This window comes from Streptomyces sp. NPDC054786, from assembly GCF_053611685.1.
Genome location: NZ_JBSHAW010000031.1, coordinates 57559 through 80411 on the forward strand (window position 1 = coordinate 57559; position 22853 = coordinate 80411).

Annotated in this window: 22 protein-coding genes; 8 read left to right on the forward strand and 14 right to left on the reverse strand. The window is 72.5% G+C overall.

The genetic code is table 11. The annotated features are described in order from the left end of the window. Positions 1–92: 92 nt before the first annotated feature. Positions 93–1481 carry a cystathionine beta-synthase gene (locus ACWGI6_RS25330; RefSeq protein ID WP_393908263.1) on the forward strand — a complete coding sequence of 463 codons (1389 nt, stop codon included), beginning with the start codon at positions 93–95 and terminating at the stop codon, positions 1479–1481. Positions 1482–1875: 394 nt separating this feature from the next. Here the strand turns inward: ACWGI6_RS25330 and ACWGI6_RS25335 are convergent, their stop codons facing one another. From ACWGI6_RS25335 to ACWGI6_RS25350, 4 genes are all read right to left on the reverse strand, one after another. Beyond that, positions 1876–2289 carry a hypothetical protein gene (locus ACWGI6_RS25335; protein ID WP_453269632.1) on the reverse strand — a complete coding sequence of 138 codons (414 nt, stop codon included), beginning with the start codon at positions 2287–2289 and terminating at the stop codon, positions 1876–1878. Positions 2290–2330: 41 nt separating this feature from the next. Continuing rightward, a complete protein-coding gene (locus ACWGI6_RS25340; protein WP_453269633.1) occupies positions 2331–3743 on the reverse strand; it encodes a purine-cytosine permease family protein in 1413 nt (470 codons plus the stop codon). A 165-nt stretch (positions 3744–3908) separates the two neighbouring features. Then, positions 3909–4466, reverse strand: coding sequence for a cysteine dioxygenase (locus ACWGI6_RS25345; RefSeq protein WP_453269634.1), 558 nt, complete (start codon positions 4464–4466; stop codon positions 3909–3911). Next, complete coding sequence (locus ACWGI6_RS25350) at positions 4463–5380, reverse strand: amidohydrolase (RefSeq protein WP_453269635.1); 918 nt, start codon at positions 5378–5380, stop codon at positions 4463–4465. The genes ACWGI6_RS25345 and ACWGI6_RS25350 overlap by 4 nt, the downstream gene beginning before the upstream one ends. A gap of 231 nt (positions 5381–5611) precedes the next feature. Here ACWGI6_RS25350 and ACWGI6_RS25355 point away from each other — a divergent pair, with 231 nt between their 5' ends. From ACWGI6_RS25355 to ACWGI6_RS25370, 4 genes are all read left to right on the forward strand, one after another. Then, a complete protein-coding gene (locus tag ACWGI6_RS25355) occupies positions 5612–6649 on the forward strand; it encodes a LacI family DNA-binding transcriptional regulator (RefSeq protein WP_393908258.1) in 1038 nt (345 codons plus the stop codon). Between the two features lie 282 nt (positions 6650–6931). Next, the gene (locus ACWGI6_RS25360; RefSeq protein ID WP_453269636.1) at positions 6932–7381 is read left to right on the forward strand and encodes a hypothetical protein; all 450 of its coding nucleotides are present in this window, start codon (positions 6932–6934) and stop codon (positions 7379–7381) included. A gap of 13 nt (positions 7382–7394) precedes the next feature. Further along, positions 7395–7556, forward strand: coding sequence for a hypothetical protein (locus tag ACWGI6_RS25365; RefSeq protein WP_453269637.1), 162 nt, complete (start codon positions 7395–7397; stop codon positions 7554–7556). Positions 7557–7733: 177 nt separating this feature from the next. Next, complete coding sequence (locus ACWGI6_RS25370) at positions 7734–8834, forward strand: sigma-70 family RNA polymerase sigma factor (RefSeq protein WP_453269638.1); 1101 nt, start codon at positions 7734–7736, stop codon at positions 8832–8834. On the opposite strand, the gene ACWGI6_RS25375 is transcribed toward ACWGI6_RS25370, so the two are convergent. The 5 genes from ACWGI6_RS25375 to ACWGI6_RS25395 all read right to left on the reverse strand — a co-directional run bounded on the left by ACWGI6_RS25375 (position 8764) and on the right by ACWGI6_RS25395 (position 12682). Further along, entirely contained in the window at positions 8764–9087 is a 324-nt protein-coding gene (locus tag ACWGI6_RS25375) for an STAS domain-containing protein (protein WP_453269639.1), read from the reverse strand. The two genes, ACWGI6_RS25370 and ACWGI6_RS25375, sit on opposite strands and share 71 nt — an antisense overlap. A gap of 74 nt (positions 9088–9161) precedes the next feature. Next, on the reverse strand, positions 9162–10088 hold the full coding sequence (locus tag ACWGI6_RS25380) for an ABC transporter substrate-binding protein (protein WP_453269640.1): 927 nt from the start codon (positions 10086–10088) through the stop codon (positions 9162–9164). Positions 10089–10135: 47 nt separating this feature from the next. Then, positions 10136–10807: an ABC transporter permease gene (locus tag ACWGI6_RS25385; protein WP_393908252.1), complete on the reverse strand. Its 672-nt coding sequence runs from the start codon at positions 10805–10807 to the stop codon at positions 10136–10138. A 7-nt stretch (positions 10808–10814) separates the two neighbouring features. Then, positions 10815–11489: an ABC transporter permease gene (locus ACWGI6_RS25390; RefSeq protein WP_393908251.1), complete on the reverse strand. Its 675-nt coding sequence runs from the start codon at positions 11487–11489 to the stop codon at positions 10815–10817. After that, entirely contained in the window at positions 11486–12682 is a 1197-nt protein-coding gene (locus ACWGI6_RS25395) for an ABC transporter ATP-binding protein (protein WP_453269641.1), read from the reverse strand. The genes ACWGI6_RS25390 and ACWGI6_RS25395 overlap by 4 nt, the downstream gene beginning before the upstream one ends. A 185-nt stretch (positions 12683–12867) precedes the next feature. Here ACWGI6_RS25395 and ACWGI6_RS25400 point away from each other — a divergent pair, with 185 nt between their 5' ends. Both ACWGI6_RS25400 and ACWGI6_RS25405 read left to right on the forward strand, forming a co-directional pair. Further along, on the forward strand, positions 12868–14352 hold the full coding sequence (locus tag ACWGI6_RS25400) for an aromatic amino acid ammonia-lyase (RefSeq protein WP_393908249.1): 1485 nt from the start codon (positions 12868–12870) through the stop codon (positions 14350–14352). 455 nt (positions 14353–14807) lie between these two features. Next, positions 14808–15896 carry a MurR/RpiR family transcriptional regulator gene (locus ACWGI6_RS25405; protein WP_453269642.1) on the forward strand — a complete coding sequence of 363 codons (1089 nt, stop codon included), beginning with the start codon at positions 14808–14810 and terminating at the stop codon, positions 15894–15896. A gap of 342 nt (positions 15897–16238) precedes the next feature. Here ACWGI6_RS25405 and ACWGI6_RS25410 read toward each other — a convergent pair whose 3' ends face one another. The 5 genes from ACWGI6_RS25410 to ACWGI6_RS25430 all read right to left on the reverse strand — a co-directional run bounded on the left by ACWGI6_RS25410 (position 16239) and on the right by ACWGI6_RS25430 (position 20823). Further along, on the reverse strand, positions 16239–17573 hold the full coding sequence (locus ACWGI6_RS25410; RefSeq protein WP_453269643.1) for a diaminopimelate decarboxylase: 1335 nt from the start codon (positions 17571–17573) through the stop codon (positions 16239–16241). Positions 17574–17958: 385 nt separating this feature from the next. Continuing rightward, positions 17959–18939 (reverse strand): ABC transporter permease, encoded by a 981-nt coding sequence (locus ACWGI6_RS25415; protein ID WP_453269671.1) that lies wholly within the window; start codon positions 18937–18939, stop codon positions 17959–17961. A gap of 11 nt (positions 18940–18950) precedes the next feature. Beyond that, on the reverse strand, positions 18951–19835 hold the full coding sequence (locus tag ACWGI6_RS25420) for an ABC transporter ATP-binding protein (protein ID WP_453269672.1): 885 nt from the start codon (positions 19833–19835) through the stop codon (positions 18951–18953). Between the two features lie 101 nt (positions 19836–19936). Next, entirely contained in the window at positions 19937–20320 is a 384-nt protein-coding gene (locus ACWGI6_RS25425) for a transcriptional regulator (RefSeq protein ID WP_453269644.1), read from the reverse strand. Further along, on the reverse strand, positions 20317–20823 hold the full coding sequence (locus ACWGI6_RS25430; RefSeq protein WP_453269645.1) for a hypothetical protein: 507 nt from the start codon (positions 20821–20823) through the stop codon (positions 20317–20319). The genes ACWGI6_RS25425 and ACWGI6_RS25430 overlap by 4 nt, the downstream gene beginning before the upstream one ends. Positions 20824–21042: 219 nt before the next feature. Between ACWGI6_RS25430 and hutU the strand changes: the two genes are divergently transcribed. After that, positions 21043–22713: a urocanate hydratase gene (hutU, locus tag ACWGI6_RS25435; RefSeq protein ID WP_393908243.1), complete on the forward strand. Its 1671-nt coding sequence runs from the start codon at positions 21043–21045 to the stop codon at positions 22711–22713. Positions 22714–22853 lie beyond the last annotated feature (140 nt).

The window sequence follows — 22853 nt, forward strand, 5'->3', positions numbered from 1 at the left end:
ACGGAACGCAACGCATCCTTCCTCTAACGGACCCGGGCAATAGGCTGGCCGCACGGGCGCAGGAGAGCGTGCCCCCGACCGCGGAGACCACCGTGCAGTTTTACGATTCGATGATTGAGCTAGTCGGCAACACCCCGCTCGTGCGGCTCAACAACGTCACTCGAGGGATCCAGGCCACCGTCCTGGCGAAGGTCGAGTACTTCAACCCCGGCGGATCGGTCAAGGACCGGATCGCCGTGCGGATGATTGAGGCCGCCGAGCAGTCGGGTGAGCTGCAGCCGGGCGGGACCATCGTCGAGCCGACATCCGGCAACACCGGTGTGGGCCTGGCGATCGTCGCCCAGCAAAAGGGATACAAGTGCATCTTCGTCTGCCCGGACAAGGTGTCCACGGACAAGATCAATGTGTTGCGGGCCTACGGCGCGGAGGTGGTGGTCTGCCCGACCGCCGTGGACCCCGAGCACCCGGACTCGTACTACAACGTCTCGGACCGGCTGGTGCGCGAGACGCCCGGCGCCTGGAAGCCGGACCAGTACAGCAACCCGAACAATCCGCGCTCCCACTACGAGACCACCGGTCCCGAGCTGTGGGCGCAGACCGAGGGGCGGATCACCCACTTCGTGACGGGTGTCGGCACCGGCGGCACGATCAGCGGCACCGGCCGCTATCTGAAGGACGCCAGTGACGGCCGGGTCAAGGTGATCGGCGCCGACCCGGAGGGCTCGGTCTACAGCGGCGGCTCCGGGCGCCCCTATCTGATCGAGGGCGTCGGCGAGGACTTCTGGCCGACGGCCTACGACCGCACCGTCGCGGACGAGATCGTGGCGGTCTCGGACAAGGACGCCTTCCAGATGACCCGGCGGCTCGCCAAGGAGGAGGGCCTGCTGGTCGGCGGCTCCTGCGGGATGGCCGTGGTGGGTGCGCTGGAGGTGGCCTCGAAGCTCGGCCCGGACGACGTGGTCGTCGTGCTGCTGCCGGACAGCGGCCGTGGCTATCTCTCCAAGATCTTCAACGATGAGTGGATGGCCGACTACGGCTTCCTGGAGGAGGGCGGCCCCGCGGCCCGGGTCGGCGAGGTGCTGCAGCACAAGGAGGGCGCGCTGCCCTCGCTGGTGCACATGCATCCGGAGGAGACCGTCGGAGAGGCGATCGACGTCCTGCGCGAGTACGGCGTCTCGCAGATGCCGATCGTCAAGCCGGGCGCCGGGCACCCGGATGTGATGGCCGCCGAGGTCGTCGGCTCGGTCGTCGAGCGCGAACTGCTCGATGCACTGTTCACCCAGCGCGCCTCGCTGACCGACCCGCTGGAGAAGCACATGTGCCCGCCGCTGCCGCAGGTCGGCTCGGGCGAGCCGGTCGCCGATCTGATGGCGGTCCTGGAGAACGCGGACGCGGCGATCGTCCTCGTCGAGGGCAAGCCGAAGGGCGTGGTGAGCCGGCAGGACCTGCTGGCCTATCTGGCGCGCGAGGCCGGCAAGTAGCGGCGAGGCCCGGCGGCCGTCGCGCAGGGCGGTCGCCCCGCGCCCCGGCCGCCGCCTCTTCCCGCACCCGTCACGGCGTCAAGTGGCCGTCAGGAAACGGGCCGTCGGCGCAAGGTGTACGTATGCGTCATGTGCTCGCAGCACGGGCTTAACACTCGTCGGGCACATTGATGTCACGGCGATAAGGAACTCCGGAGCGGCTCCCGGACCTCCACCATCGCCACCGGATGCGACACCCGGCTCTGACCCGGTACGCGTCCCTTGCGGGGACCGCCGTCGTCCCGCCCCCGGCTCGCCGGGGTGTGGCGGTCCCCGCAACATCCGGCTTCCGCCCGGGGCCTGTCGTGGCGGTCCCCGCAACATCCGGCTTCCGACCGGGGCCTGTCCGAGGGCCTCAGTCCTCGGCGCCGTCGCCGCGGTCCGTACGCGAGCGCAGCAGCTTGTGCGGACCCCTGTGGTACACGGCGTTGACGCCGACGATCCCGGCCCAGCACATCAGCAGTCCCGGTTGCCCGGCCTGGGTCGCGGCGATCGCGGACAGCGGCACGGCCAGCACCAGTGAGAGCGCGGCGAGCCCGAACCGTTCCCAGACGTCCTTGCCGCCGCCCCCGGGGCGCGGCGGCCGGGCACCGCGCGCCACCTGGACCTGCTGCTCGGCAAGTTGCCGCCGCACCCGCTGGTCGACGCTGCGGTCCAGCTTCTCCAGGAAGGACTCCAGGAGCTCCGACTCGTACTCCGGCCCCAGCTCCTTGCGCGTCTGGAGGGTCGCGTCGAGTTCCTTGCGCAGGTCGGGGTCGTGTGTCGCCATGACGCCGAGACTACGGGCGCCGGGCGGGCGGCGCGGTAGGGCTAGCCCCCCGATTCGGCGGGAGCCCGGTCTCCCTGGCGCGCGGCCGGTTCCACCGTGCGCGCGGTGTCGCGGCGGGCGGTGAGCCAGTACAGGACGGCCGGCACGGCGAGCCCGACGAGCCAGGAGATGTCGGCGCCGCCGAGCGGTTCCACCAGCGGGCCGGTGTAGAAGTGCGTGGCCAGGAACGGGAGCTGGGCGACCACCCCGAGGACGTAGACCGTCAGCGCCCGCACGTTCCAGGCGCCGTAGCGGCCGGCCGGGTCGCTGAGCGCCGGGATGTCGTAGCGCTCCTTGGAGATCAGGTAGTAGTCGACGAGGTTGATCGCCGACCAGGGCGTGAAGAAGGTCAGCAGGAAGAGCAGGAAGTCCTTGAAGGAGGTCAGGAAGGAGTCCTTGCCCAGGAGGGCGACGGCGGTGCCGGCCACCATGATCCCGGCGATGTACGCGGAGCGGCCCCGCGGGGTGAGGGTGCGCTGCCCCCGGAAGCCGCTGACGCTGGTGACCAGCGACATGAACCCGCCATAGGTATTGAGGATGTTGATGGTGAGTTTGCCGAGGGCGATGACGAAGTAGAGGAGCGAGGCGATCAGTCCGGCGCCGCCCAGGCCCACGACATAGCTGACCTCGTGCCCCACGAACGCCGCGGGCGCCGCGGCGGCCGCCAGCGCGCCGAACGTCATCGACCACTGCGATCCGAGCACCGAGCCGGACAGCGTCCACCAGAACGTGGCCCGTGCCGAGGTGTGCCGCGGCAGATAGCGCGAGTAGTCGGCGACGTACGGGCCGAACGCCAGCTGCCAGGAGGCCGAGAGCGAGACGGCGAGCAGGAAGACCGGCAGCGCGAAGCGGTGGTCGGCGAGGAGGGTGCCGAGGTCGGCGCGCTGCAGCAGCCGGATGCCGAGGTAGACGAAGGTCAGCGCGCAGACCAGGCCGGCGATCTTGCCGAGGGTGTGGATCAGGCGGTAGCCGACGGCCGCGGCGACGGCGGTGACCGCGGCGAAGAGGACGATCCCGGGTGTCTCGCCGAGATGGGTCAGCTCGCCGACCGCCTGCCCGGCGAGCACGCTGCCGCTGGCGAAGAACCCGATGTACATCACGATGACCAGCGCCAGCGGGACCACCGCGCCCCGCACCCCGAACTGGGCCCGCGAGGTGATCATCTGGGGCAGCCCGAGCCGCGGCCCCTGGGCGGAGTGCAGCGCCATCACCGCACCGCCCAGGAGGTTGCCGAGCAGCAGCCCGATCAGCGACCAGAAGGCGTTCGCCCCGAAGACGACGGCCAGTGCGCCGGTGATGACGGCGGTGATCTGGAGGTTGGCGCTCAGCCAGAGCGTGAACTGGCTGACCGCGCTGCCGTGCCGTTCGTCGTCGGGGACGACGTCGATGGAGCGCTGTTCGACCACACCTGCCATGAGTCCGCCTCGCGTCGCCGCCTGTATGGATTCATGCAGGATCGATGGCGATGAATGGAAGGTCAATAGGCAGGGGTTAATTCGTGGTAACGGGCGTGGCCCGGCCGGGGCCGGCGCACCCCGGCCGCCGAGGATCCGGGCCGAGCCTGCGGGCCGCCCGGCCGTTCAGGCCGCGGTCGTCCCGTCCGTCGGCCGCAGCTCGTCGGCGTACGAGACCGAGACCCGTCGCATCAGCCCGTCGTCGGTGATGTCGTACTGGCCCAGCCGCCACAGCGGCGGCGAGTAGGCGTGCACCGACACCGCATCGTCGGTCGCGCCGGTGAGCCGGTGGATGTGGTCCGGACCGAAGCAGAAGGAGGAGCCCGTGCCGACCGCGGTGGCCAGATGCTCGCCGCCGATCCGGGGGTTGGACTCGGTCAGTACCCCCTGGACGACATGGACCGCCCCGGAGGAGAGGTCGTGGTCGTGCCAGCCGGTGTCGTTCTGCCGGGTCCAGCACAGCAGCCAGACATCGACGAACTCATCGCGGTACAGGGAGGCGTAGTGCCGCTCGGTGTCCGAGAACGCGACCTGCTCGTGCCAGAGGTCCGGGCGGGTGGCGAGCGCGCCGACCAGGTTCTGCAGCTCACGCTTGTCGAGGTTGCGCTCGGGCAGTGCGGTGAACGGCTCCTCGCCGTCGGGGACCTCGCGGGCGGTGTCGGCCAGGGAGGTGCGGTACGTCATGGGCGGGCTCCTTTCGTCGGGCCCAGCAGGCGGGCCGGGTTGGCGGTACGCAGGGCGTGGACGGCGGCTTCGGCGCCGAGGTCGGGGAGGACGGGGTCGGCATAGGGGCGGTCGCTGCCGCTGACGACGACATCGATACCGGCGGCCCGGACGAGTGCATCGACCGCCCGGGTCCCGTACGAGGACGTCTCGTAGAACGCCTTGCAGTCCACCCGGCCGCGGTCCCGGCCGCCGCCGCGGGCGACCAGCCGCTCGCCGTGCAGTGGTGCCAGGCCTGCCAGGGCCGCGAAGCAGACCCGCAGATCCGGGTGGCGCGGCCGGCCGAAGGCGCGGAAGGCGAACCAGGAGGCGTGCAGCTGCTGGAGGTACGGGACCAGGGCGGGCCACCAGGCGGGCGTGTCCTGGCCGGCGGACGGGGCCGGGCCGGGGTGGATGAACAGCGGGGCGTCCTGCTCGGCGGCGGCGTCCAGCAGTGGTGCGCAGTGGGCCCACCCGGCGGCGTCGAGCAGTGCCGTGGCGGGCAGTTGCAGCCCCACGCAGCCGCGGGCCAGCTCGCGCCGCAGCGCGTCGGCGTCCGGCTCGGGCGCGGACAGACAGGCCGAGGCCCAGACGCCGAAGGGGGCCGGCAGGTCCAGTGCGCCGTCGTGGAACGCGGCGAGCAGCGGCGCGGCCTCCGCGGGCGGCAGCTCTTCGATGCCGAGCGGGCTGGAGAGTGACACCAGGGCCAGGTCGAGGCCGTCGGCGCGGGCGAGCCGGGCGCGGGCGGCGATGTCGTGGTCGGCGGGGTCGACGGCGTACGGGGGCTCGCCCGGCAGGTGCAGCGTCCAGCCCTCCAGCCGCGGCGGCGCGCTGCGGGACCGCAGCAGCGCGAGGAACTCGGGCGGCCAGATGTGCTGGTGGACGTCGGTGGGCACGGGCCTCCCTCGGGGTGCGGGACGGTCGTACGGGCCGCGGGCGAGCCGTGGCCCGCCGCCCTTGAACCGCTTCACTTAATCGCTTAACTGATACGTTTAAGTGAAGCGGTTAACAACCGGTGCTGTCAAGGCCGTGCCGGATCCGCCGGGCCGTTGTCCCCTCGGGAACGCCGCCCGGCGAACGCCGCATCGTGGCCGGGTGCCGCGCCCTCCTTGGGTAGGCTTCCGGACATGGCCAGGCCCAATAAGCGCACCACCCTCCGCGAGGTGGCCGAGGCCACCGGCCTCTCCACCGCGGCCGTCTCCTACGCGTTGCGCGGCAAGCACGTCTCCAAGGAAACCGAGGAGCGGGTGCGCAAGGCCGCCGCCGAGCTCGGCTACGAGGCCGACCCGATCGCCCGCGCCCTCGCCAGCGGCCGTACGAGCACGGTCGGTGTGCTCGCCGGTGATCTGCAGGACCTGTGGCAGCAGCAGCTGATGGCGGCGATAGGGCGTGAGCTGCTGGCCGGCGACCGCTATGCGCTGATCCTCGACGCGGGCGGCGACCCCGAACGGGAGCTGGCCCTCGCCAAGCAGCTGCGCGACCAGCGGGTGGACGGCCTCCTGGTCTCACCCGTCGATCCGTCCGCCGAGGGCTGGTCGAAGATCGCCGACGCCGTGCCGGTGGTCTCCATCGGTGACGCCCTGAGCCGGGCCCGTACGGCGGGCGAGGTGCTCTTCGACAACCGGGCCGGCATCGACGCCGTCCTGGACTACCTCCGGGGCCTGGGGCACCGCCGGGTCACCGTGCTGACCCCCACCGGCCCCTCCACCCCCGACCGTCCCGCCGACGTCTATGTGCGCGAGGCCGCCGACCGGCTCGGCATCGAGGCCGAAGTCCTGCCCTGCCCGCAGGAGTTGGGCGAGGCGACCGCGATGGCCCGCCGCGTGCTGACCCATGGCCCGGACGGTCGCCGGCCGGCCGGTCCCGCCCCGGCCACCGCCGTCTTCTGCTTCTCCGACTCGATCGCCTACGGCGTCTACGCGGCCGCCGCCGAGGCCTCCCTCACCGTCGGCCGTGACCTCTCCGTCGTCGGCTTCGACGACCACCCCGTCTCCCGCGTCCTCACCCCGCCCCTGACCACCGTCGACTGGGGCCTGACCGACATCGCCAAGGAAGCCGCCCGGCTCGCGGTCGCCGCCATCGAGGGCCGCCGGGTCCGCCGCAAGCGCATCCTGTGTGCCCCGCGCCTCTCGGAGCGGGGGTCGGCGGCGCCGCCGCGGAGTTAAGTCCCACGCCCGAAGGGCCGTCCCGTGCACGGCCGGTGGCGCCCCGTCAGCCCGCCCGGCTGCCGAACTGCCCCGTAACCGGACGCGTTTGCCCGGAAATTGCCCGCCATGGATCATGCATTTGCGGCCTCGCTCATAGGCTGATCGCGGAATCGATCCACACGGGGAACGGGGATATGTATGAGGTTCCGGAAGACCGCTGCGTCCGCGCTCACCGCCCTGGCTCTTGCGGGGGTGGCCGGTCCCGCCTCGGCGGAGAGTGCACCGCATTCCGCGAAACCGGTGAGTGCCGCGAAAGGATTCAAGCTGAAGTCGCTCAGGTCGCCGGACGGCAAAACACTGACGGCCACTCTTTCCCTGCCCGCCGGCTACCACTTCACCGTCGCCGGCAAGAAGCTGGCGCTGGTCGGGCCCGGTCACCGTACGGTGGGCCGGCTGGGCACCGCGATCAAACTGAAGAACGGCAAAACGGCGCACGTCAGGTATCGCGCCAAGGGTGCCACGGTGACGGTCCGGGCGACCCGTAGCTTCCGGCAGCTCGGCCTCTCCGCGCGGGGCATGGCGGCCGAGAGCTATTCCCGGTGCGCCAACGACAAGATCAGGGACTATGTGGTGTCCGGCGGGATAGGCGGGTGCATAGCAGGCGCCGAGACCGGGTGTGCCGCGGGCGCCACGGCGGGGGCTTTCGGGGGCCTGGTCTCCGGTGCGGTGCTTTCGCTTTCCGATTGCTGATGATGGGCAAGAAATGAGAAAGGCACTGATCGCCGGAATTCTCGCGGTCGTGGTCGTCTTTGCGCTCACGCACGCCGTGTTCTCCGGTTTGACGGAACCCGGTCGGCTTGTGCTGAGCGTGCTGGCCGGTGCGGTCGTCGGAGGGGTGCTGCGCGGCGTGCAGCTGCGCAGATGACCTGAGGTGCGGGGACGGGCCGGGCCATGGTGCCCGGTCCGTCCTTCCGCCGTTCTCCCCGCGTCCGGCCCCGGCTGCGGCGCCCCGCGCCGAGGAGCAGACTGGTGCCCGATGCTCCGGTAGCGTCGGGCGCGCGTGCCGGTGGTCGGCCGACGGGCGGATGGGCGGGTGTCCTCGATGAAACGGTCCTCGACGAGCGAAACCACGGCGGCAGCCGGAGGCGCAACGGCGGACGGCGGCGGACCGCCTGCGCCGCAGGGGGAGTTGGCGGACCGGCTGGAGGCGCACCGCACGGAGCTGACCGGCTACTGCTACCGGATGCTGGGCTCGGCGTTCGAGGCCGAGGACGCCGTGCAGGAGACGATGGTGCGGGCCTGGCGCAGCTACGACCGGTTCGAGGGGCGGGCGTCCCTGCGGTCCTGGCTGTACCGGATCGCCACCAATGTGTGCCTGGACCTGCTCAAGGGCAGTCAGCGCCGGGCCCGGCCGATGGATCTCGCCTCGGCGTCGAGCGTGGACACCCCGGTCGGCACGGGGCTGCCCGAGACGACCTGGATCGGGCCCGTACCGGACCAGCGGGTGCTGGCGTCCGCGGGGGACCCGGCGGAGACCGCCGTCGCCCGGGAGTCGGTCCGGCTCGCGTTCATCTCCGCGCTGCAGCGGCTGGCGCCCCGGCAGCGGGCGGTGCTGATCCTGCGGGAGGTGCTCAGCTGGTCGGCGAGTGAGGTCGCCGAGCTGCTGGGCAGCTCGGTCGCCTCGGTCAACAGCGCGCTGCAGCGGGCCCGTGCGACCCTCGCCGCGTCCGGTGACACCGCCGCCGATGCCTCGCCGCAGCAGCTGGACGACGCACAGCAGGCGCTGCTCCAGCGCTATGTCGACGCCTTCGAACGGTTCGACATGGACGCGCTCACCGCCCTGCTGCACGAGGACTCCACGCTGTCCATGCCGCCGTACGAGCTGTGGCTGCGCGGCCGCGACGACATCGTGAAGTGGCTGCTGGGGCCGGGCTGCGGCTGCGAGGGGTCGCATCTGGTGCCGGTCACGGCGAACGGCCGGCCGGCGTTCGGGCAGTACCGCGCGGACGGCGAGCCCTGGGCGATCCAGGTCATCGAGACGACGGACGGCCGGATCACCGCGCTGCAGTGCTTCCTGGACACCGAGCGGCTGTTCCCACTGTTCGGACTGCCGATGTGCTACGGCGGGCCCGCTACGGAGGGTGCGGTGGCGTCCCCGATGGAGGGTCGGCCGGCAGGACCTCGGTCAGCCCCGTCACCGTGAGCAGCCGGTTCAGTCCGTCCGGTACGTGACACAGCCGGATGACGTGCCCCTGCCGCCGGGCGGTGAGCTGGAGGCGGAGCAGGGCCTCGACGGCGGTGGCGCCGGGGGCGAGGGCCCGTACGTCGCACCGGACCGTCGTCCCCGGGCGGGCGCACAGCAGCAGGCGGAGGCGGTCGCACAGCGCGGGGATCTCGGCGCGGGCGATCGACGGGCCGAGGCGCCAGACGACGGCCCGGGGCGGCGTGGGCAGCACAGGAGAAGAGACCGTGCGGGGCGGGGAAACTCATCGGGCGACGGCGGTACGGCGGCCGCCCGCCCCGCCCCGCGTCAGTCCACCTTGTGCTTCTTCAGCCAGGCTTCGGCCACCCGGTCCGGGTCCTGCTTCTCCTTGTCGACGAGGCGGTTGAGCTCGGTGAGGTGGGCGGTGGTGAGGGTGTTGCCCAGACGGGCCAGGGCCTTGCGGACCTTGGAGTCGGCCTTGCGGGCGGCGATCAGCGGGACGATGTGCTGGGCGGGGATGAGGTGCTTGGGGTCCGCGAGCTGCACCCAGCCGTTCTCCGCGGTGTCGACATCCGTGGTGAACACATTGGCGATGTCGATGTCGCCCTTCTTCAGCGCGCCCTTGACCAGCGGCCCGGACGAGTCCAGCGCCTTGAACTCCTTGAATTCCACGCCGTACTGGTCCTTGAGGCCGACGACCCCGACGACCCGCTTCTTCATCTCGGCGGCCGCGCCGAACACCAGCTTGCCGTTGGTCCTGCGCAGATCGGCGAGCGTCTTGAGGCCGTAGCGGTCGGCGGTCGCGCGGGTCACGGCGAAGCTGTCGCGGTCCTCGGCGGCCGCGTACGGGAGGACTTCGAGGCCGTCGGGGAGCACGGTGGCCAGCGCGTTCTGCATCGCGCCCGCCTCGGTCTCGGTGGCCTTCTTGTCGAGGTAGAGCAGCAGGCTGCCCTGGTATTCGGGGAGCAGATCGATATCGCCGGAGCGCAGTGCGGGCACCACGATCTCGCGGGAGCCGAGGTTGGGCTTGACGGTGGTCTTGACCCCGGCGGCGTTCAGCACGCCCGCGTAGAGGTAGCCGAGGATCTGGTTCTCGGTGAAGTTGGCGGTGCCGATGACCAGTCCGCCGCTGCTGCTGCCGCTGTCGCCGCCGGCGCCGTCCCCCTTGAGGGAGGTGATGCCGGAGGAGCAGGAGGCCAGCAGCGGGGCCGAGGCGCCGGCGAGGAGAGTGGTCAGGACGGTACGACGGTTCATGGACGGGGCTCCTCGGGACGTACGTAGCGGGCGGGGCGGCAAGGTGCTCAGCGGGCGGTGGCCGGGCGGCCGCGGAACAGCAGCCGCGTCAGGCCGCCCAGGGCCAGGTCGGCGACGACGGCGAGCACGGCGACCAGGGCCGCCCCGCCGAGGACCTGCACCAGGTCGCGCTGCGCCAGCCCGTCGAAGACATAGCGGCCCAGCCCGCCGAAGCTGACATAGGCGGCGATGGTGGCGGTGGCGACGACCTGCACGGTCGCCAGCCGCACCCCGGTCATGATCAGCGGGAGGGCGAGCGGGAGTTCGACCTGCCAGAGGATCTGGCGGCCGCGCAGCCCCACGCCCTTGGCGGCGTCCTTGACCTCGGGGTCGACGGCGGCCATCCCCGCGTACGTATTGGTGATGATCACGGGCACGGCGAGCGCGACCAGCGACACATACACCGGCCATACGCTCAGCCCGCCTGCGAGGAACACCAGGGTGACCAGGCCGACGGTGGGCAGCGCCCGGCCGAAGGAGGAGAGGTTCACGGCGAGGAAGGCGCCGCGTCCGGTGTGGCCGATGAGCAGCCCGACCGGCAGCGCGATCAGGGCCGCGGCGAGGGTGGCGAGCACCGAGTACTCCAGGTGCTCCAGGATGCGGCTGGCGATGCCCTCGGGGCCCGCCCACTGGGCCGGACTGGTCAGCCAGGAGAAGAGGTTCTTCAGGAGTTCGAGCATCGGCGCGTCACGCTGCCTTCCGCCACTTGAAGGTGCGCTGCCGGGGGGTGCCGCGCCGCCAGGGGGTGCACAGCCACTGGACGGTCACCAGCAGCGCGTCGGCGACCAGGGCGAGCAGCAGGGTCAGGGCCACACCGGCGATCACCGGGGTGGGGTAGTTGCGCTGGAAGCCGTCGGTGAAGAGCTGGCCGAGGCCGCCGTATCCGATGTAACTCGCCACGCTGACCAGGGAGATGGACATGACGGTGGCGACCCGTACGCCCGCCATGATCACCGGGAGGGCGAGCGGCAGCTCGACGGTGAGCAGGGTGCGCAGCGGCGTGGTCCCCATCGCCTTCGATGCCTCACGGGCCTTGACCGGGACCGCGTCCAGGCCCTCGACGGTGTTCCGTACCAGCACCACCAGGGTGTACGCGGTCAGACCGACGATCGCGGTGGTGCGGGTGAGACCGGTGACCGGCAGGAGGAGGACGAAGAAGGCGAGGGACGGGATCGTGTAGAGGATGTTGGACGCGCCGAGGACGAAGCCGCGCAGCGGCCGTACCCGGTGCGCCAGGACCGCCAGCGGCAGCGCGATCAGCAGGCCGAGGAGGACGGCGGGCACGGCGGTGGCGAGGTGGTCCGCGGTCAGGCGGGCCATCTCGTCGGCGTGGTCGGGGAACCAGCCCCACTCGATGGTCATGCGGGGCGCTCCGTGGCGGAGACGGTCTTGAGGGGCGCGGCGTCCTCGGAGTCCGGCGTCGCGGGGTCGGCGGGGTCGGCGGGGACGGCCTTCGCCCGTCCCGCCTCCGCGTGGCTGCGGCCCGCCCGGTCGTGAATGGCGTCACGGGAGGTGAGGCCGGTCAGCACCCCGTCCTCGGTGACCCGGGCGACCGCGGCGGCGGGGGAGGAGACCGCCTCGTTGAGCGCCGAGAGGAGCGAATCGGTGTCGCGCAGCGGCCGTACGGCCTCCAGCGGGGCCTCGCCGGCCGTCCCGCCGGCGGGCAGCGCGTCGGTGTCCAGCCACCCCAGCGGTTCCCCGCCCGGCGAGGTCACCACGCGCCAGCGGCCGTCCGCGCGGGATATCCCGCCGACCGGCTCGTCCGCGCGTATCGCCCGGCCGGGGGCGTACGGAACGTCCGCGAGGGTGGTGAGCGAGAGCAGCTTCAGCCCGCGCTCGGCGCCCAGGAAGTCGGCGACGAAGTCATCGGCGGGGCGGGCCAGCAGCTCGGCGGGCTCGGCGCACTGGACGAGCCGGCCGCCGGTACGGAAGACCGCGATCCGGTCGCCCAGCCGGACCGCCTCGTCGATGTCGTGGGTCACGAAGACGACGGTCTTGCGCAGCTCCTCCTGGAGCCGCAGCAGCTCGTTCTGCAGCTGGGTGCGGACGACCGGGTCGACGGCACCGAAGGGCTCGTCCATCAGCAGCACGGGCGGGTCGGCGGCCAGCGCGCGGGCGACGCCGACGCGCTGCTGCTGACCTCCGGAGAGCTGGTGCGGATAGCGCTTGCCGGCATCGGTGGGCAGGCCGACCAGCTCCAGCAGCTCGGCGGCGCGGGCGCGGGCCTTGCGCTTGCCCCAGCCCAGCAGCAGGGGGACCGTCGCGATGTTGTCCAGGATCGTACGGTGAGGGAAGAGACCGGATTGCTGGATCACATAACCGATGCCGCGGCGCAGCTCGGCGGCGTCCGCCTCCAGAATGTTGCGGCCGCCGACGCTGATCGTCCCGGAGGTCGGTTCGACCATGCGGTTGACCATCCGCAGGGTGGTGGTCTTGCCGCAACCCGACGAGCCGACGAGGACGGTGACACCGCCCTCGGGGAGGTCCAGGGACAGTTCGTCCACGGCGGTGGTGCCATTCGGGTATCGCTTGCTGACTGCGTCGAACTTGATCATCCGCTGCCCCTTGCCCGGCCTGCATAGTGTCATGCAGAGTCTTAGGCGCGTGAATAGAAGTCAATAGGCGGAAGTAAATCGCCTGTTACATCGCCTGTTGCTTCGGCTCACCGTACGGAACGAGGTGTCGGACTTCCGTCCACAAAGCGCGTTATAAGAGGGAGTTGAGCCCCTTGGTTTCTCACATGCTGGACAACCGTCCCCGCACGGGCCGGCGCATCACACTCGACGGCACCGGTCTGCACACCGCCGACATCGCCGCCCTCGCGGACCGCACCGCGCACCCCGCGACGCCCGACCCCAAGGCCTTCGCCCGCGCCGAGGAATCCTGGGAGACCGCGCGCCGCCTCGCCGCCACCGGCCGGGTCTACGGGCGCAGCACCGGCGTCGGCGCCAACCGCACGGAGCACGTCGGGGCCGCGGACGCCGACCACGGACTGCGGCTGCTGCGCAGCCACGCAGGCGCGATCGGCGACCCGCTGCCCGCCCGCGAGGTCCGTGCCATGCTCGCGGTACGGGCCAACCAGCTGCTGGCGGGCGGCGCGGGCCTGAACCCCGCCGTCATCACGTCCCTGCTGTCCGCCCTGGACGCCGGCGCACACCCCGTCGTCAACGAACACGGCGCCGTCGGCACCGGCGACCTGGCCGCGCTCGCCCAGACCGGCCTCGCGCTGGCCGGCGAACACCCCTGGCGCTGCGTGCGCGGCGGCCGGGCCCCCGCCCCCATCGCCCTCGACAACAATGACGCCCTCGCCCTGATCAGCAGCAACGCCCTCACCCTCGGCCAGTCCGCGCTCGCCCTCGACGAGCTGCGCCGCCTGCTGGCCGCCTCCCTCCCCATCGCCGCGCTCTCCCTGCTGGCGGTCGGCGGTTCCTACGAGCCCTTCGCCGAACCGGTCATGCTCGCCCGCCCGCACCCCGGCTCCGCGGCCGCCGCCGCCCGGCTGCGCACCCTCTCCGGCGTCCCGCCCCGCCCGACCCCGCCCCTCGGCCGTATCCAGGACCCGTACGGCTTCCGCTGCATCCCGCAGATCCACGGCCCGGCGCTGGACGCCGCCGACACCCTGGACGAGGTACTGACGGTCGAGGTGAACGCCGCCGCCGAGAACCCGCTGATCAGCATCGAGGACCAGGCCGCCTACCACCACGGCAACTTCTACGCCGCACATGCCGCGCTCGCCCTGGACGCCTTCCGGCTGGCCGTGCTGCAGACCGCCCGGCTGTCCACCGCCCGGCTCGCCGCGCTCTCCGAGCCCGACTTCACCCGGCTGCGGCCGTTCCTGGGCGACCCGGCGCCCGCCAGCTCGGGCGTGATGATCCTCGAATACGCGGCCGGCGCGGCGCTCGGCGAGATGCGTGCGGTCTCCCACCCGGCCTCGCTCGGCCACGCCGTGCTCTCCCGCGGCGTCGAGGAACAGGCCAGCTTCGCCTCCCTCGGCGCCCGCCAGACCCTGCGCGCCTGCACGTACTACCGCCAGATCCTCGCCTGCGAACTGGTCGCCGCCGTACGGGCCTTGCGGATGCGCTCCCTGGAACCCGACCCGGACATTCCGCTCGCCTCCGCCTATGCCCGCGCCGCCGACGCCCTCGACCCGCGGATGGAGGACCGACCGCTGACCGACGACGTGGCCGTGGCGTCGGGGCTGCTGGACGGGCTGGCGGAGTGGTGAGGGGTGGGGTGGGGTGGCGCCGTACGGGGGCCGGGTGGGGGTGGCGGTTTCGTGCGGTCCGGCGAGGGGTGGGGTTTCGTGTGCCGTGTGCCGTGTGCCGTGTGCCGTGTGCCGTGTGCCGTGTGGCTGGGGGAGAGGTGACGGTTCCGTGCGGTCGCCGGTGGGGTGGGGTTTCCGTGCGGTCGTGGGTGGGGTGATGTTTCCGTGTGGCCCCGGGAGGCGGGCGGTTCCGTGCGGCCGTGGGAGGTGTGGCGTTCCGCGGGTGACCGCTGCGGCGGAGACTGCGGGAGGCGTGGTTCCGCGTGTGCCCACTACGGCGGAGGCCGCGGGAGGCCGGGGTGGGTGATGCCGTTCGGCCGGATCGCGGCGCGTATCCCGGACCGGAGAGTGCCAGGAATTCCGTACAGTCGGTCGACACAGGACAAGGCCCCCGACCGGGCCGGGAAGAAGAGGCGATGAGCGGGGACGGGGACAACGGCGGCATCGGCGGCCCGGCCGACGACGGGGCGAGGGACATCGGCGGCGCGCACGATGACGGCGCGCATGACGAGGGCACTCACGACGAGGGCGCGCAGGGCGACGGCGTGCAGGGCGACGGCGCGCAGGGGGACGGCGTGCAGAGCGGCGCCGCGAAGGCCGGGGTCGACGGGGCGCGGGGCGCGCAGACCGGCCCGGACGCGGTCGCCGGCCCGGACGCGGTCGCCGGAGCGGACACCGGTACTGCCGCCCGTCTCCAGAAGCTCTTCGAGGGCCACCGGCTGACACCCACTCAGCGCCGGATCGCCCACTGCATGGTGCGCCGGGCCGCCGATGCGCCCTTCCTCTCCAGCGTCGAACTCGCCGAACTGGCCGGCGTCAGCCAGCCGTCCGTCACCCGCTTCGCCGTCGCCCTCGGCTTCGACGGCTACCCGGCGCTGCGCCGGCATCTGCGCGAGGTCGCACCCACGGACAAGCCCGGCGACACCGGCTCCCACAACGAGTACCAGCAGGCCGTCCAGGCGGAGATCGACAACCTCCGCCAGCTCGCCGCCGCCTTCGCCGACCCGTCGCCGGTGATCGAGGCCGGCCGCCTCCTCGCCGCCTCCCGGCCGCTCCCCGTCCTCGGGCTGCGCGCCGCCACCGCCCAGGCCGCCGGCTTCAGCTACTTCGCCCGCAAGGTCCACCCCGACGTCCGTCTTCTGGACGAGGGCGGCACCATGCTCACCGACCGCATCGACGCCGCCGTACGCGCCGGCGCGAGCGCGCTGCTCTGCTTCGCCCTGCCCCGCCACCCCCGCGAGGTCGTCGACGCCCTGGACCACGCCCGCACGGCCGGCCTGACCGTGGTCACCGTCGCCGACAGCGCCTTCGCCCCCGTCGCCCACCACACCGACCTCCTCCTTCCGGCCCCCGTCGGCACCGGCCTCGCCTTCGACACGGCCTGTGCCCCCATGCTGCTGGGCCGCGTCCTGCTGGAAGCGATGTGCGACGTCCTCCCGGACGCCCAGGCCCGCCTGGAGGAGTTCGACGCGGGAGCGGCGGCGCGGGGGCTGTTCGTGGAGTGAAGTGAGAACAGGGCAGGGCGGGGCAGGGCAGGGGACGGCAGGGGTGGGGAGCGAGGCTGCGGTGGGGGAGTCCCGTAGGGGGCGTGGCGGGAGCGGTCCCGACCGGGCTCGCACGGTCCCGACCGGGCCGAGCCGGGCCGGAGGTCATCCGTCCGGGTGGCGGCCGCACGTCACGGCGTGGGTGTCACTGCGTGGGTGTCACGGTCTGGGTGTCACGGCGTGGGCGTTACGGCGCGGGCGTCACGGTGGTGGCTCCGCCGTCACGGTGGTGGCTCCGCCCCTGACCGGCGGTGAGTGGCGGGCGGGCGCCCGGTGGGCGCGCCGTCCACTGCCGCCTCTCACCTACTGCTTCCCGAGCTCGCCCAGCGACTCCGCGTGCGCGCCGCCGCTTTCCGCGGTGAGTTCCTCCAGGGTCTGCGGGGTGCGGACGGTCGCGAAGCGGACGGTGCCGTCCGCGTCCGCCGCATAGCCGTAAATCCCGGGGCGCGGAAGGGAGTTGTAGGCGAAGTGAGTGGAGAAGTAGTAGGCGCCGGTGTCCAGCAGGGCGGCATGGTCGCCGGACTCCAGGCGAGGGAGCGGACGGTTCTCCGCGACCAGGTCACCCGCGAAGCAGCACGGTCCCGCGATGTCCTGGGCGACCGGAGCCCCCGTCTTGGGGCGCCCCTCGGCGTCGTAGGCCGCGATCCGGATCGGCCAGGCCTCGGGAACGAAGACCGTACGGGTGGCGACCTGGGCGCCGGCGTGGGTGACGGCGATCGGCCGGCCGCCGGCCGACTTGGCGTATTCGACACGGGCGAGGACCGTGCCGTGCTTGGCCAGCAGCGAGCGGCCGAACTCGGTGACGATCCCATAGCGTCCGGACAGCAGACCGGGGACGGCCGCGTGCAGCAGCGCGGCGTACTCGCGGTAGGTCGGGGTGGTGGCGTCCGAGGAGAAGTTGACCGGCAGGCCGCCGCCGATGTCGAGGGTGTCGATCTGGCGCCGGCCGGCCTTCTCGTTGATCTCCTCGGCGAGGTCGAAAAGGGCCCGTACTCCGGCTGCCATCAGCTCCAAGGGCATGCCCTGGGAGCCGACATGGGCGTGCAGCCGGGTCAGCCACGGGCGGGCGAGGAAGGCCTGCACGACCCACTCGCGGGCGCCCTCGTCACGCAGCCCGACGCCGAACTTCGAGGTGTCCGTGGCAGTGCTCATCGCCCCGATGCTGCCGCCGCCGATCTGGGGGTTGACCCGCAGACCGATGGGCGCGCTGCTCGGCGCTGAGGCCATCAGCGCGTCGATACGAGCGAGTTCCTCGGGGTTGTCGGCGTTGACGGCGATCCCGAGGGCCAGCGCCTCGCGCAGTTCGGCGAGGGTCTTGGCGGGCGAGTCCAGGACGGTCCGCGCGACCGGCACCCCGGCGGCACGGGTCAGCGCCAGCTCGCCGGGGCTGGCCACCTCGCAGCCGAGCCCCTCCTGCGCGAGCAGCCGCAAGACGGGGACGAGCGAGGCGGCCTTCACCGCGAAGGCGTGCAGGACCGGGGTGCCCGGAGCGGTGAACTCCTCGAAAGCGGCACGGAGTTCGGCCGCCGACCGGCGGATCCCGGCGATGTCGAGCAGCCCGGCGACGGGCTCGCCGGGGCCCACCAGCCCCCGCGCGATGGCTGCCTCTACGGCACGGTCTCGCTCCGTGAAGTTCATGGGTCAACTCCATCATTGGGTGGGGGTGACACGCCAACCGGGACCGGGGCGGCCGAGAGCTTTCGCCGGGGGTGTGAGCCTTCGCCCGGGGTCGGGAGCCTTCCCACCCGGGGTGGCTGGGAGTTCCCACCCCGGGGGGCCGGGAGCTCACGTCTGCCTATCGGGCCCAGACCCCGGCCAGTGGCCAGAGGCCCCGGCCAGTGAGTCTCGGACCCCGGCGCGCGGCCCGGCCCCCCGGCCCTGGGCTCAGGCCGCCCGCGCCCGCCTCGGCAGCCCGTCACCGGCCCGCCCCGTCCGCCCCGGTCCGCACCGTCCGTTCCCGCCCGAACCGCCCCCCGCCCGGACCATCCGAGTGCCCGGACCGTCCGAGCGCCCGTTTCCCCGTTCAGGCCGTCCGGCCTGCGGCCCAGCCCGCCTTGCGGTGGCGTTCGGAGAGGCGGGAGCCGGACTCGCGGCGGGCGGCGCGGCGCAGGAGCGGGACGGCGAGCAGGAAACCGAGGACGGCCCAGGCGGTGAGTATCAGCGCCACGGTCGGCAGCTCCCAGGAGCCGGCCGGTTCCGCTGCGCGCGCGGCGTCCGGCAGGAGGGCCGAGCGCAGGCCCTGCGCCATCCACTTGAGCGGGAAGACGGAGGCGATCTTCTGGACCAGCGCGGGCAGCGAGGCGAGCGGGAACATCGCTCCCGAGGTGACCAGCAGCGCCATCGAGGGCAGCATGATCAACGCAAGCGCCTCACGGGGGTTCGGCAGCACGGCGCCGATGGCCGCGCCCAGCGGTACGACGGCGAGCAGTCCGAGCGCGCTGACCCACAGCAGGGTCAGCCACCCGCCGGGCCCGTGCGGCAGCGGCCCGTCCACCAGCAGCGCGGCGGCTCCCAGCAGGACGACCAGGGTCCCGAACGCCATGGCCACCACCAGCAGCGACTTGGCGACGAGATAGGCAGGTATGCCGCCGGGGGTGGCGCGCAGCCGCAGCAGGGCGCCCTCCTCGCGCTCGGTCACCAGGATCTGCGGGAGATTGACCAGCCCGATCTGGAACAGCAGATAGGCGGCGAAGCCGGCCAGCGTCAGCTGGGCCATCGGGACATGGGTGCCGGGCACTTTGTCGCTGACATAGCCGGCGAGCAGCAGCGCGACGACGACATTGATCAGATGGCCGCTCATCTCCTTGGGGTTGCGGACGAGGTGGCGGAGTTCGATGCCGCCGCGCAGGAGCCCGGCGCGCCAGTAGCGGCGACGAGGGCGCGAGGCGGCCACCTCGCCCGTGGTCGCACCGCTCGTAGTCGCACCGGCCGTGGCCGCCCTCCCCGCCGTGCCGGCCGCCGGGGCCCTGTCCGTCGCCGCTGTCGCGTCTGTCACGGCCGTCACTTCGTTCCCCCTCATGCTTGCTTCTCCCTGTTCGAGGCCGCGGTCTCGCCCGCACTCCCCGTCCCTGCCCCGGCTCCGTCCCCGTCGTCCCGGTGCACCATGTGCAGGTAGGTGTCCTCCAGCGTGGGGCGACGGACCTCCAGGTCGGCGATGGGTCCGCCGGTTTCCCGGTGGAGCTCCCAGACCAGCCGGGAGGGGTCCTCGGTGCGTTCCCGGCGGGCCGTGCCGTCGGCCGCCGTCCAGCGGACCTCGGCCTGTGCGGCGGCCCGCCGGGCCAGTTCCGCCGGGGTGCCGCCGGCCCGGATCCGGCCGTTGACCAGCACGGCTATCCGGTCGGCCAGCCGCTCGGCCTCCGCCAGATCGTGGGTGGTGAGCAGGATCGTGACGCCCTCGTCGCGGGCGAGCCGTTCGACCAGATCGTGGAAGTCGCGCCGGGCCTCGGGGTCGAAGCCCGTGGTCGGCTCGTCCAGGAAGAGGAGTTCGGGGCGGCCGACGATCGCCAGTGCCACGTCCAGGCGTCGGCGCTGGCCGCCGGACAGCCGGTCGACCTGCTGTCCGGCCTGCTCGGTGAGGCCGACCAGGGCCAGCAGCCCGGCGGGATCGCGGGGAGCCGGGTAGTACAGGGCGAAGTGCCTCAGCAGCTCGGCCACCCGCCAGCGGCGGTGGTCGCGCCAGGACTGCAGGACCAGGCCGATCCGGCCGCGCCAGGCGTCGTCGCCGCGCGCCGGGTCCGTCCCCAGGACGGCGGCCTCCCCGGCGGAGCGCCGCCGGAAGCCCTCCAGGATCTCGACGGTGGTGGTCTTCCCCGCGCCGTTGGGGCCGAGCAGCGCGAAGATCTCCCCGCGGTGGATGTCCAGATCGATGCCGTGCAGGACGGGTGTGCTGCCGTACGACATCCTCAAGTCACGTACCCGGATGACGGGTTGGGCGGATCCGGTGGGATCCGTGGCCGTCGCAGCGGCCGCGGCCGGGGGGACGGTCAGCTGCTCGGTGGTCGTCATCGGCCCGCCTCCGCGCGCTGTTGCTGTTGCCCTGTCCCCGGTGCCGGCGCTGCGGACTCCGTCGCCGGTGCGGACACCGCCGCCGGCCCCGCGCCCTCGACGATGGCCCGGAGTGCGGCCACATGGCCCTCGAAGGCGGTCCGGCCGCGGCTCGTCAGCCGTACCTTGGTGCGCCGTTTACGGCCGCCGCCCTCCTTGCGGATCTCCAGATATCCGGCCTCCTCCAGGGTGTGCAGCTGCTTGGAGAGCGCGGAGTCGCTGAGCGAGAGGCTGTCGCGGATGAACGGGAAGTCGGCCCATTCCGTGGCGGCGAGCAGCGCCACCACGGACAGCCGGGTGGAGGGGTGGATCAGTTCGTCGAAGCCGCTCGGGGTGCTCATCGGGCAGCCTCCTTCCGGATGGTTCTCGTGCCGCGGTCGCGCAGTGAGCTGACCGCCCAGCGGTTCGCCGGGCCGACGAAGAGGACGAAGGCGCCCGCGGAGACGGTGGCCTGGATCAGGCTGCCGAACGGCAGCGCCAGCCAGTCGACCAGCCGGCCGGAGACCAGGATGGTCACCGCGGTCACCGCCATGCCCGCGAAGAAGGTGGCGAACGACCGCCAGCTGTGGCGCGAGCGGTGCAGTCGCATCCGGGTCCTGCGGTTGTAGATCACAGCCAGCGAGCCGAGCAGGGTGACGTAGGCGGTGAGCACCAGGCAGAACGCCCACATCGGCAGGTCGAGACCCGAGACGGCGAGGAACAGCCACATGATTCCGGCCGTGGTGTACGTCGCCCCGGCATCGCCATGGGCGCAGCGCTCGATCTCGTCGTACACCCGCTCTTGCGGTACCCGGATGCGCTGCAGATCCTGCCAGGCCTGTTCGGCATCCACCGGTGTGCTCATGGCCATCGCCTCCCCAAGGCGGTCCGTACTGTCCCCGTTTACTTGCCTAGTAGGAAAGTTAGCGCAGACTTTCCCAGTCGGCAAGTCAAAAATCCGGAAAGTGTCGGCTGGATCGTGCGGCTCGCGGTGGGTGGCTCACCGCGCCCTGTTGACTAGCGCTATTCACCAACCCCAATATGTGAATAGCTCAATCCATTCGACGTCAGGGAGGCACGGCCCATGTCGGGACCGCGACCCGTGCGGGCACCGCGCGGTACGGAGCTGAGTGCTCGGGGATGGCAGCAGGAAGCCGCGCTGCGCATGCTGCAGAACAACCTCGATCCGGAAGTGGCCGAACACCCGGACCAGCTCGTCGTCTACGGCGGCACGGGCAAGGCCGCACGTGACTGGCGCTCCTTCGACGCGATGGTGCGCACGCTCACCACGCTCAAGCAGGACGAGACGATGCTCGTCCAGTCCGGCAGGCCGGTCGGCGTGATGCAGACGCACGAATGGGCCCCGCGGGTGCTCATCGCCAACTCCAACCTCGTCGGCGACTGGGCCAACTGGGAGGAGTTCCGCCGTCTGGAGGCCCTCGGCCTGACCATGTACGGGCAGATGACCGCCGGTTCGTGGATCTACATCGGCACCCAGGGCATCCTCCAGGGCACCTACGAGACCTTCGCCGCCGTCGCCGCCAAGAAGTTCCACGGCACGCTGGCGGGCACCATCACCCTCACCGCCGGCCTCGGCGGGATGGGCGGCGCCCAGCCGCTCGCCGTCACCATGAACGACGGCGTCGCGATCTGCATCGACGTCGACCCGCGCGCCATCGAGCGCCGGATCGAGCACCGCTACCTGGACGTGCGGGCGGACAGCCTCCAGCACGCGCTCCAGCTCGCCGTCGAGGCCCGTGACCAGCGCAAGCCGCTCTCCATCGGCCTGCTCGGCAACGCCGCCGAGCTGCTGCCGCAGATGCTGGCCGAGGGCGCCCCGATCGACATCGTCACCGACCAGACCAGCGCCCACGACCCGCTGGCCTACCTGCCCATCGGCATCGACTTCGACGACATGGCCGCCTACGCGGCGGAAAAGCCCGCCGACTTCACCCAGCGGGCGCGTGAGTCGATGGCCCGCCACGTCGAGGCCATGGTCGGCTTCATGGACGCCGGCGCCGAGGTCTTCGACTACGGCAACTCGATCCGCGGCGAGGCCCAGCTCGCCGGATACGAGCGGGCCTTCGCCTTCCCCGGCTTCGTCCCCGCCTATATCCGGCCACTGTTCGCCGAGGGCAAGGGGCCGTTCCGCTGGGCCGCGCTGTCCGGCGACGCCCGGGACATCGCCGCGACCGACAAGGCGATCCTGGACCTCTTCCCGGAGAACGAGTCGCTGGCCCGCTGGATCAAGCTGGCCGGCGAGCGGGTCCACTTCCAGGGCCTGCCCGCCCGGATCTGCTGGCTCGGCTACGGCGAACGCGACAAGGCCGGTGAGCGCTTCAACGAGATGGTCGCCGACGGCACCCTGCGCGCCCCGCTGGCCATCGGCCGTGATCACCTCGACTGCGGTTCCGTCGCCTCGCCCTACCGCGAGACCGAGGCCATGAAGGACGGCTCGGACGCGATCGCCGACTGGCCGCTGCTCAACGCCATGGTCAATGTCGCCTCCGGTGCCTCCTGGGTCTCGCTGCACCACGGCGGCGGCGTCGGCATGGGCCGCTCGATCCACGCCGGCCAGGTCACCGTCGCCGACGGCACGCCGCTGGCCGGCGAGAAGATCCGCCGGGTGCTCACCAACGACCCCGGTATGGGCGTCATCCGGCATGTCGACGCGGGCTACGAGCGCGCCGACGAGGTGGCCGCCGAGCGCGGCGTCCGCATCCCGATGCGCGAGGGCGAAGGCGAGGGCGCGTGACCGCCTCGTTCCACGAGATGTGGGAGGAGTTGGGGGGCCACGGGCCCCCCCCCCCCACACGGGGGGACCCCCCCCAACCCCGGGCCGCCGCCGCGCCCCACAGACCCCCGGGGTGGGCGGGCCCGACCCACCCCCCCCGC

Excerpts from the sequence above, each read along its gene's own strand:
- ACWGI6_RS25400 (WP_393908249.1), top strand. The coding sequence starts at position 12,868 with ATGCTGGACAACCGTCCCCGCACGGGCCGGCGCATCACACTCGACGGC.
- ACWGI6_RS25345 (WP_453269634.1), bottom strand. The coding sequence starts at position 4,466 with ATGACGTACCGCACCTCCCTGGCCGACACCGCCCGCGAGGTCCCCGAC.
- ACWGI6_RS25390 (WP_393908251.1), bottom strand. The coding sequence starts at position 11,489 with ATGACCATCGAGTGGGGCTGGTTCCCCGACCACGCCGACGAGATGGCC.
- ACWGI6_RS25355 (WP_393908258.1), top strand. The coding sequence starts at position 5,612 with ATGGCCAGGCCCAATAAGCGCACCACCCTCCGCGAGGTGGCCGAGGCC.
- ACWGI6_RS25335 (WP_453269632.1), bottom strand. The coding sequence starts at position 2,289 with ATGGCGACACACGACCCCGACCTGCGCAAGGAACTCGACGCGACCCTC.
- ACWGI6_RS25365 (WP_453269637.1), top strand. The coding sequence starts at position 7,395 with ATGAGAAAGGCACTGATCGCCGGAATTCTCGCGGTCGTGGTCGTCTTT.
- hutU (WP_393908243.1), top strand. The coding sequence starts at position 21,043 with ATGTCGGGACCGCGACCCGTGCGGGCACCGCGCGGTACGGAGCTGAGT.
- ACWGI6_RS25410 (WP_453269643.1), bottom strand. The coding sequence starts at position 17,573 with ATGAACTTCACGGAGCGAGACCGTGCCGTAGAGGCAGCCATCGCGCGG.
- ACWGI6_RS25430 (WP_453269645.1), bottom strand. The coding sequence starts at position 20,823 with ATGAGCACACCGGTGGATGCCGAACAGGCCTGGCAGGATCTGCAGCGC.
- ACWGI6_RS25370 (WP_453269638.1), top strand. The coding sequence starts at position 7,734 with ATGAAACGGTCCTCGACGAGCGAAACCACGGCGGCAGCCGGAGGCGCA.
- ACWGI6_RS25395 (WP_453269641.1), bottom strand. The coding sequence starts at position 12,682 with ATGATCAAGTTCGACGCAGTCAGCAAGCGATACCCGAATGGCACCACC.
- ACWGI6_RS25420 (WP_453269672.1), bottom strand. The coding sequence starts at position 19,835 with ATGTCGTACGGCAGCACACCCGTCCTGCACGGCATCGATCTGGACATC.
- ACWGI6_RS25340 (WP_453269633.1), bottom strand. The coding sequence starts at position 3,743 with ATGGCAGGTGTGGTCGAACAGCGCTCCATCGACGTCGTCCCCGACGAC.
- ACWGI6_RS25425 (WP_453269644.1), bottom strand. The coding sequence starts at position 20,320 with ATGAGCACCCCGAGCGGCTTCGACGAACTGATCCACCCCTCCACCCGG.
- ACWGI6_RS25385 (WP_393908252.1), bottom strand. The coding sequence starts at position 10,807 with ATGCTCGAACTCCTGAAGAACCTCTTCTCCTGGCTGACCAGTCCGGCC.
- ACWGI6_RS25380 (WP_453269640.1), bottom strand. The coding sequence starts at position 10,088 with ATGAACCGTCGTACCGTCCTGACCACTCTCCTCGCCGGCGCCTCGGCC.
- ACWGI6_RS25405 (WP_453269642.1), top strand. The coding sequence starts at position 14,808 with ATGAGCGGGGACGGGGACAACGGCGGCATCGGCGGCCCGGCCGACGAC.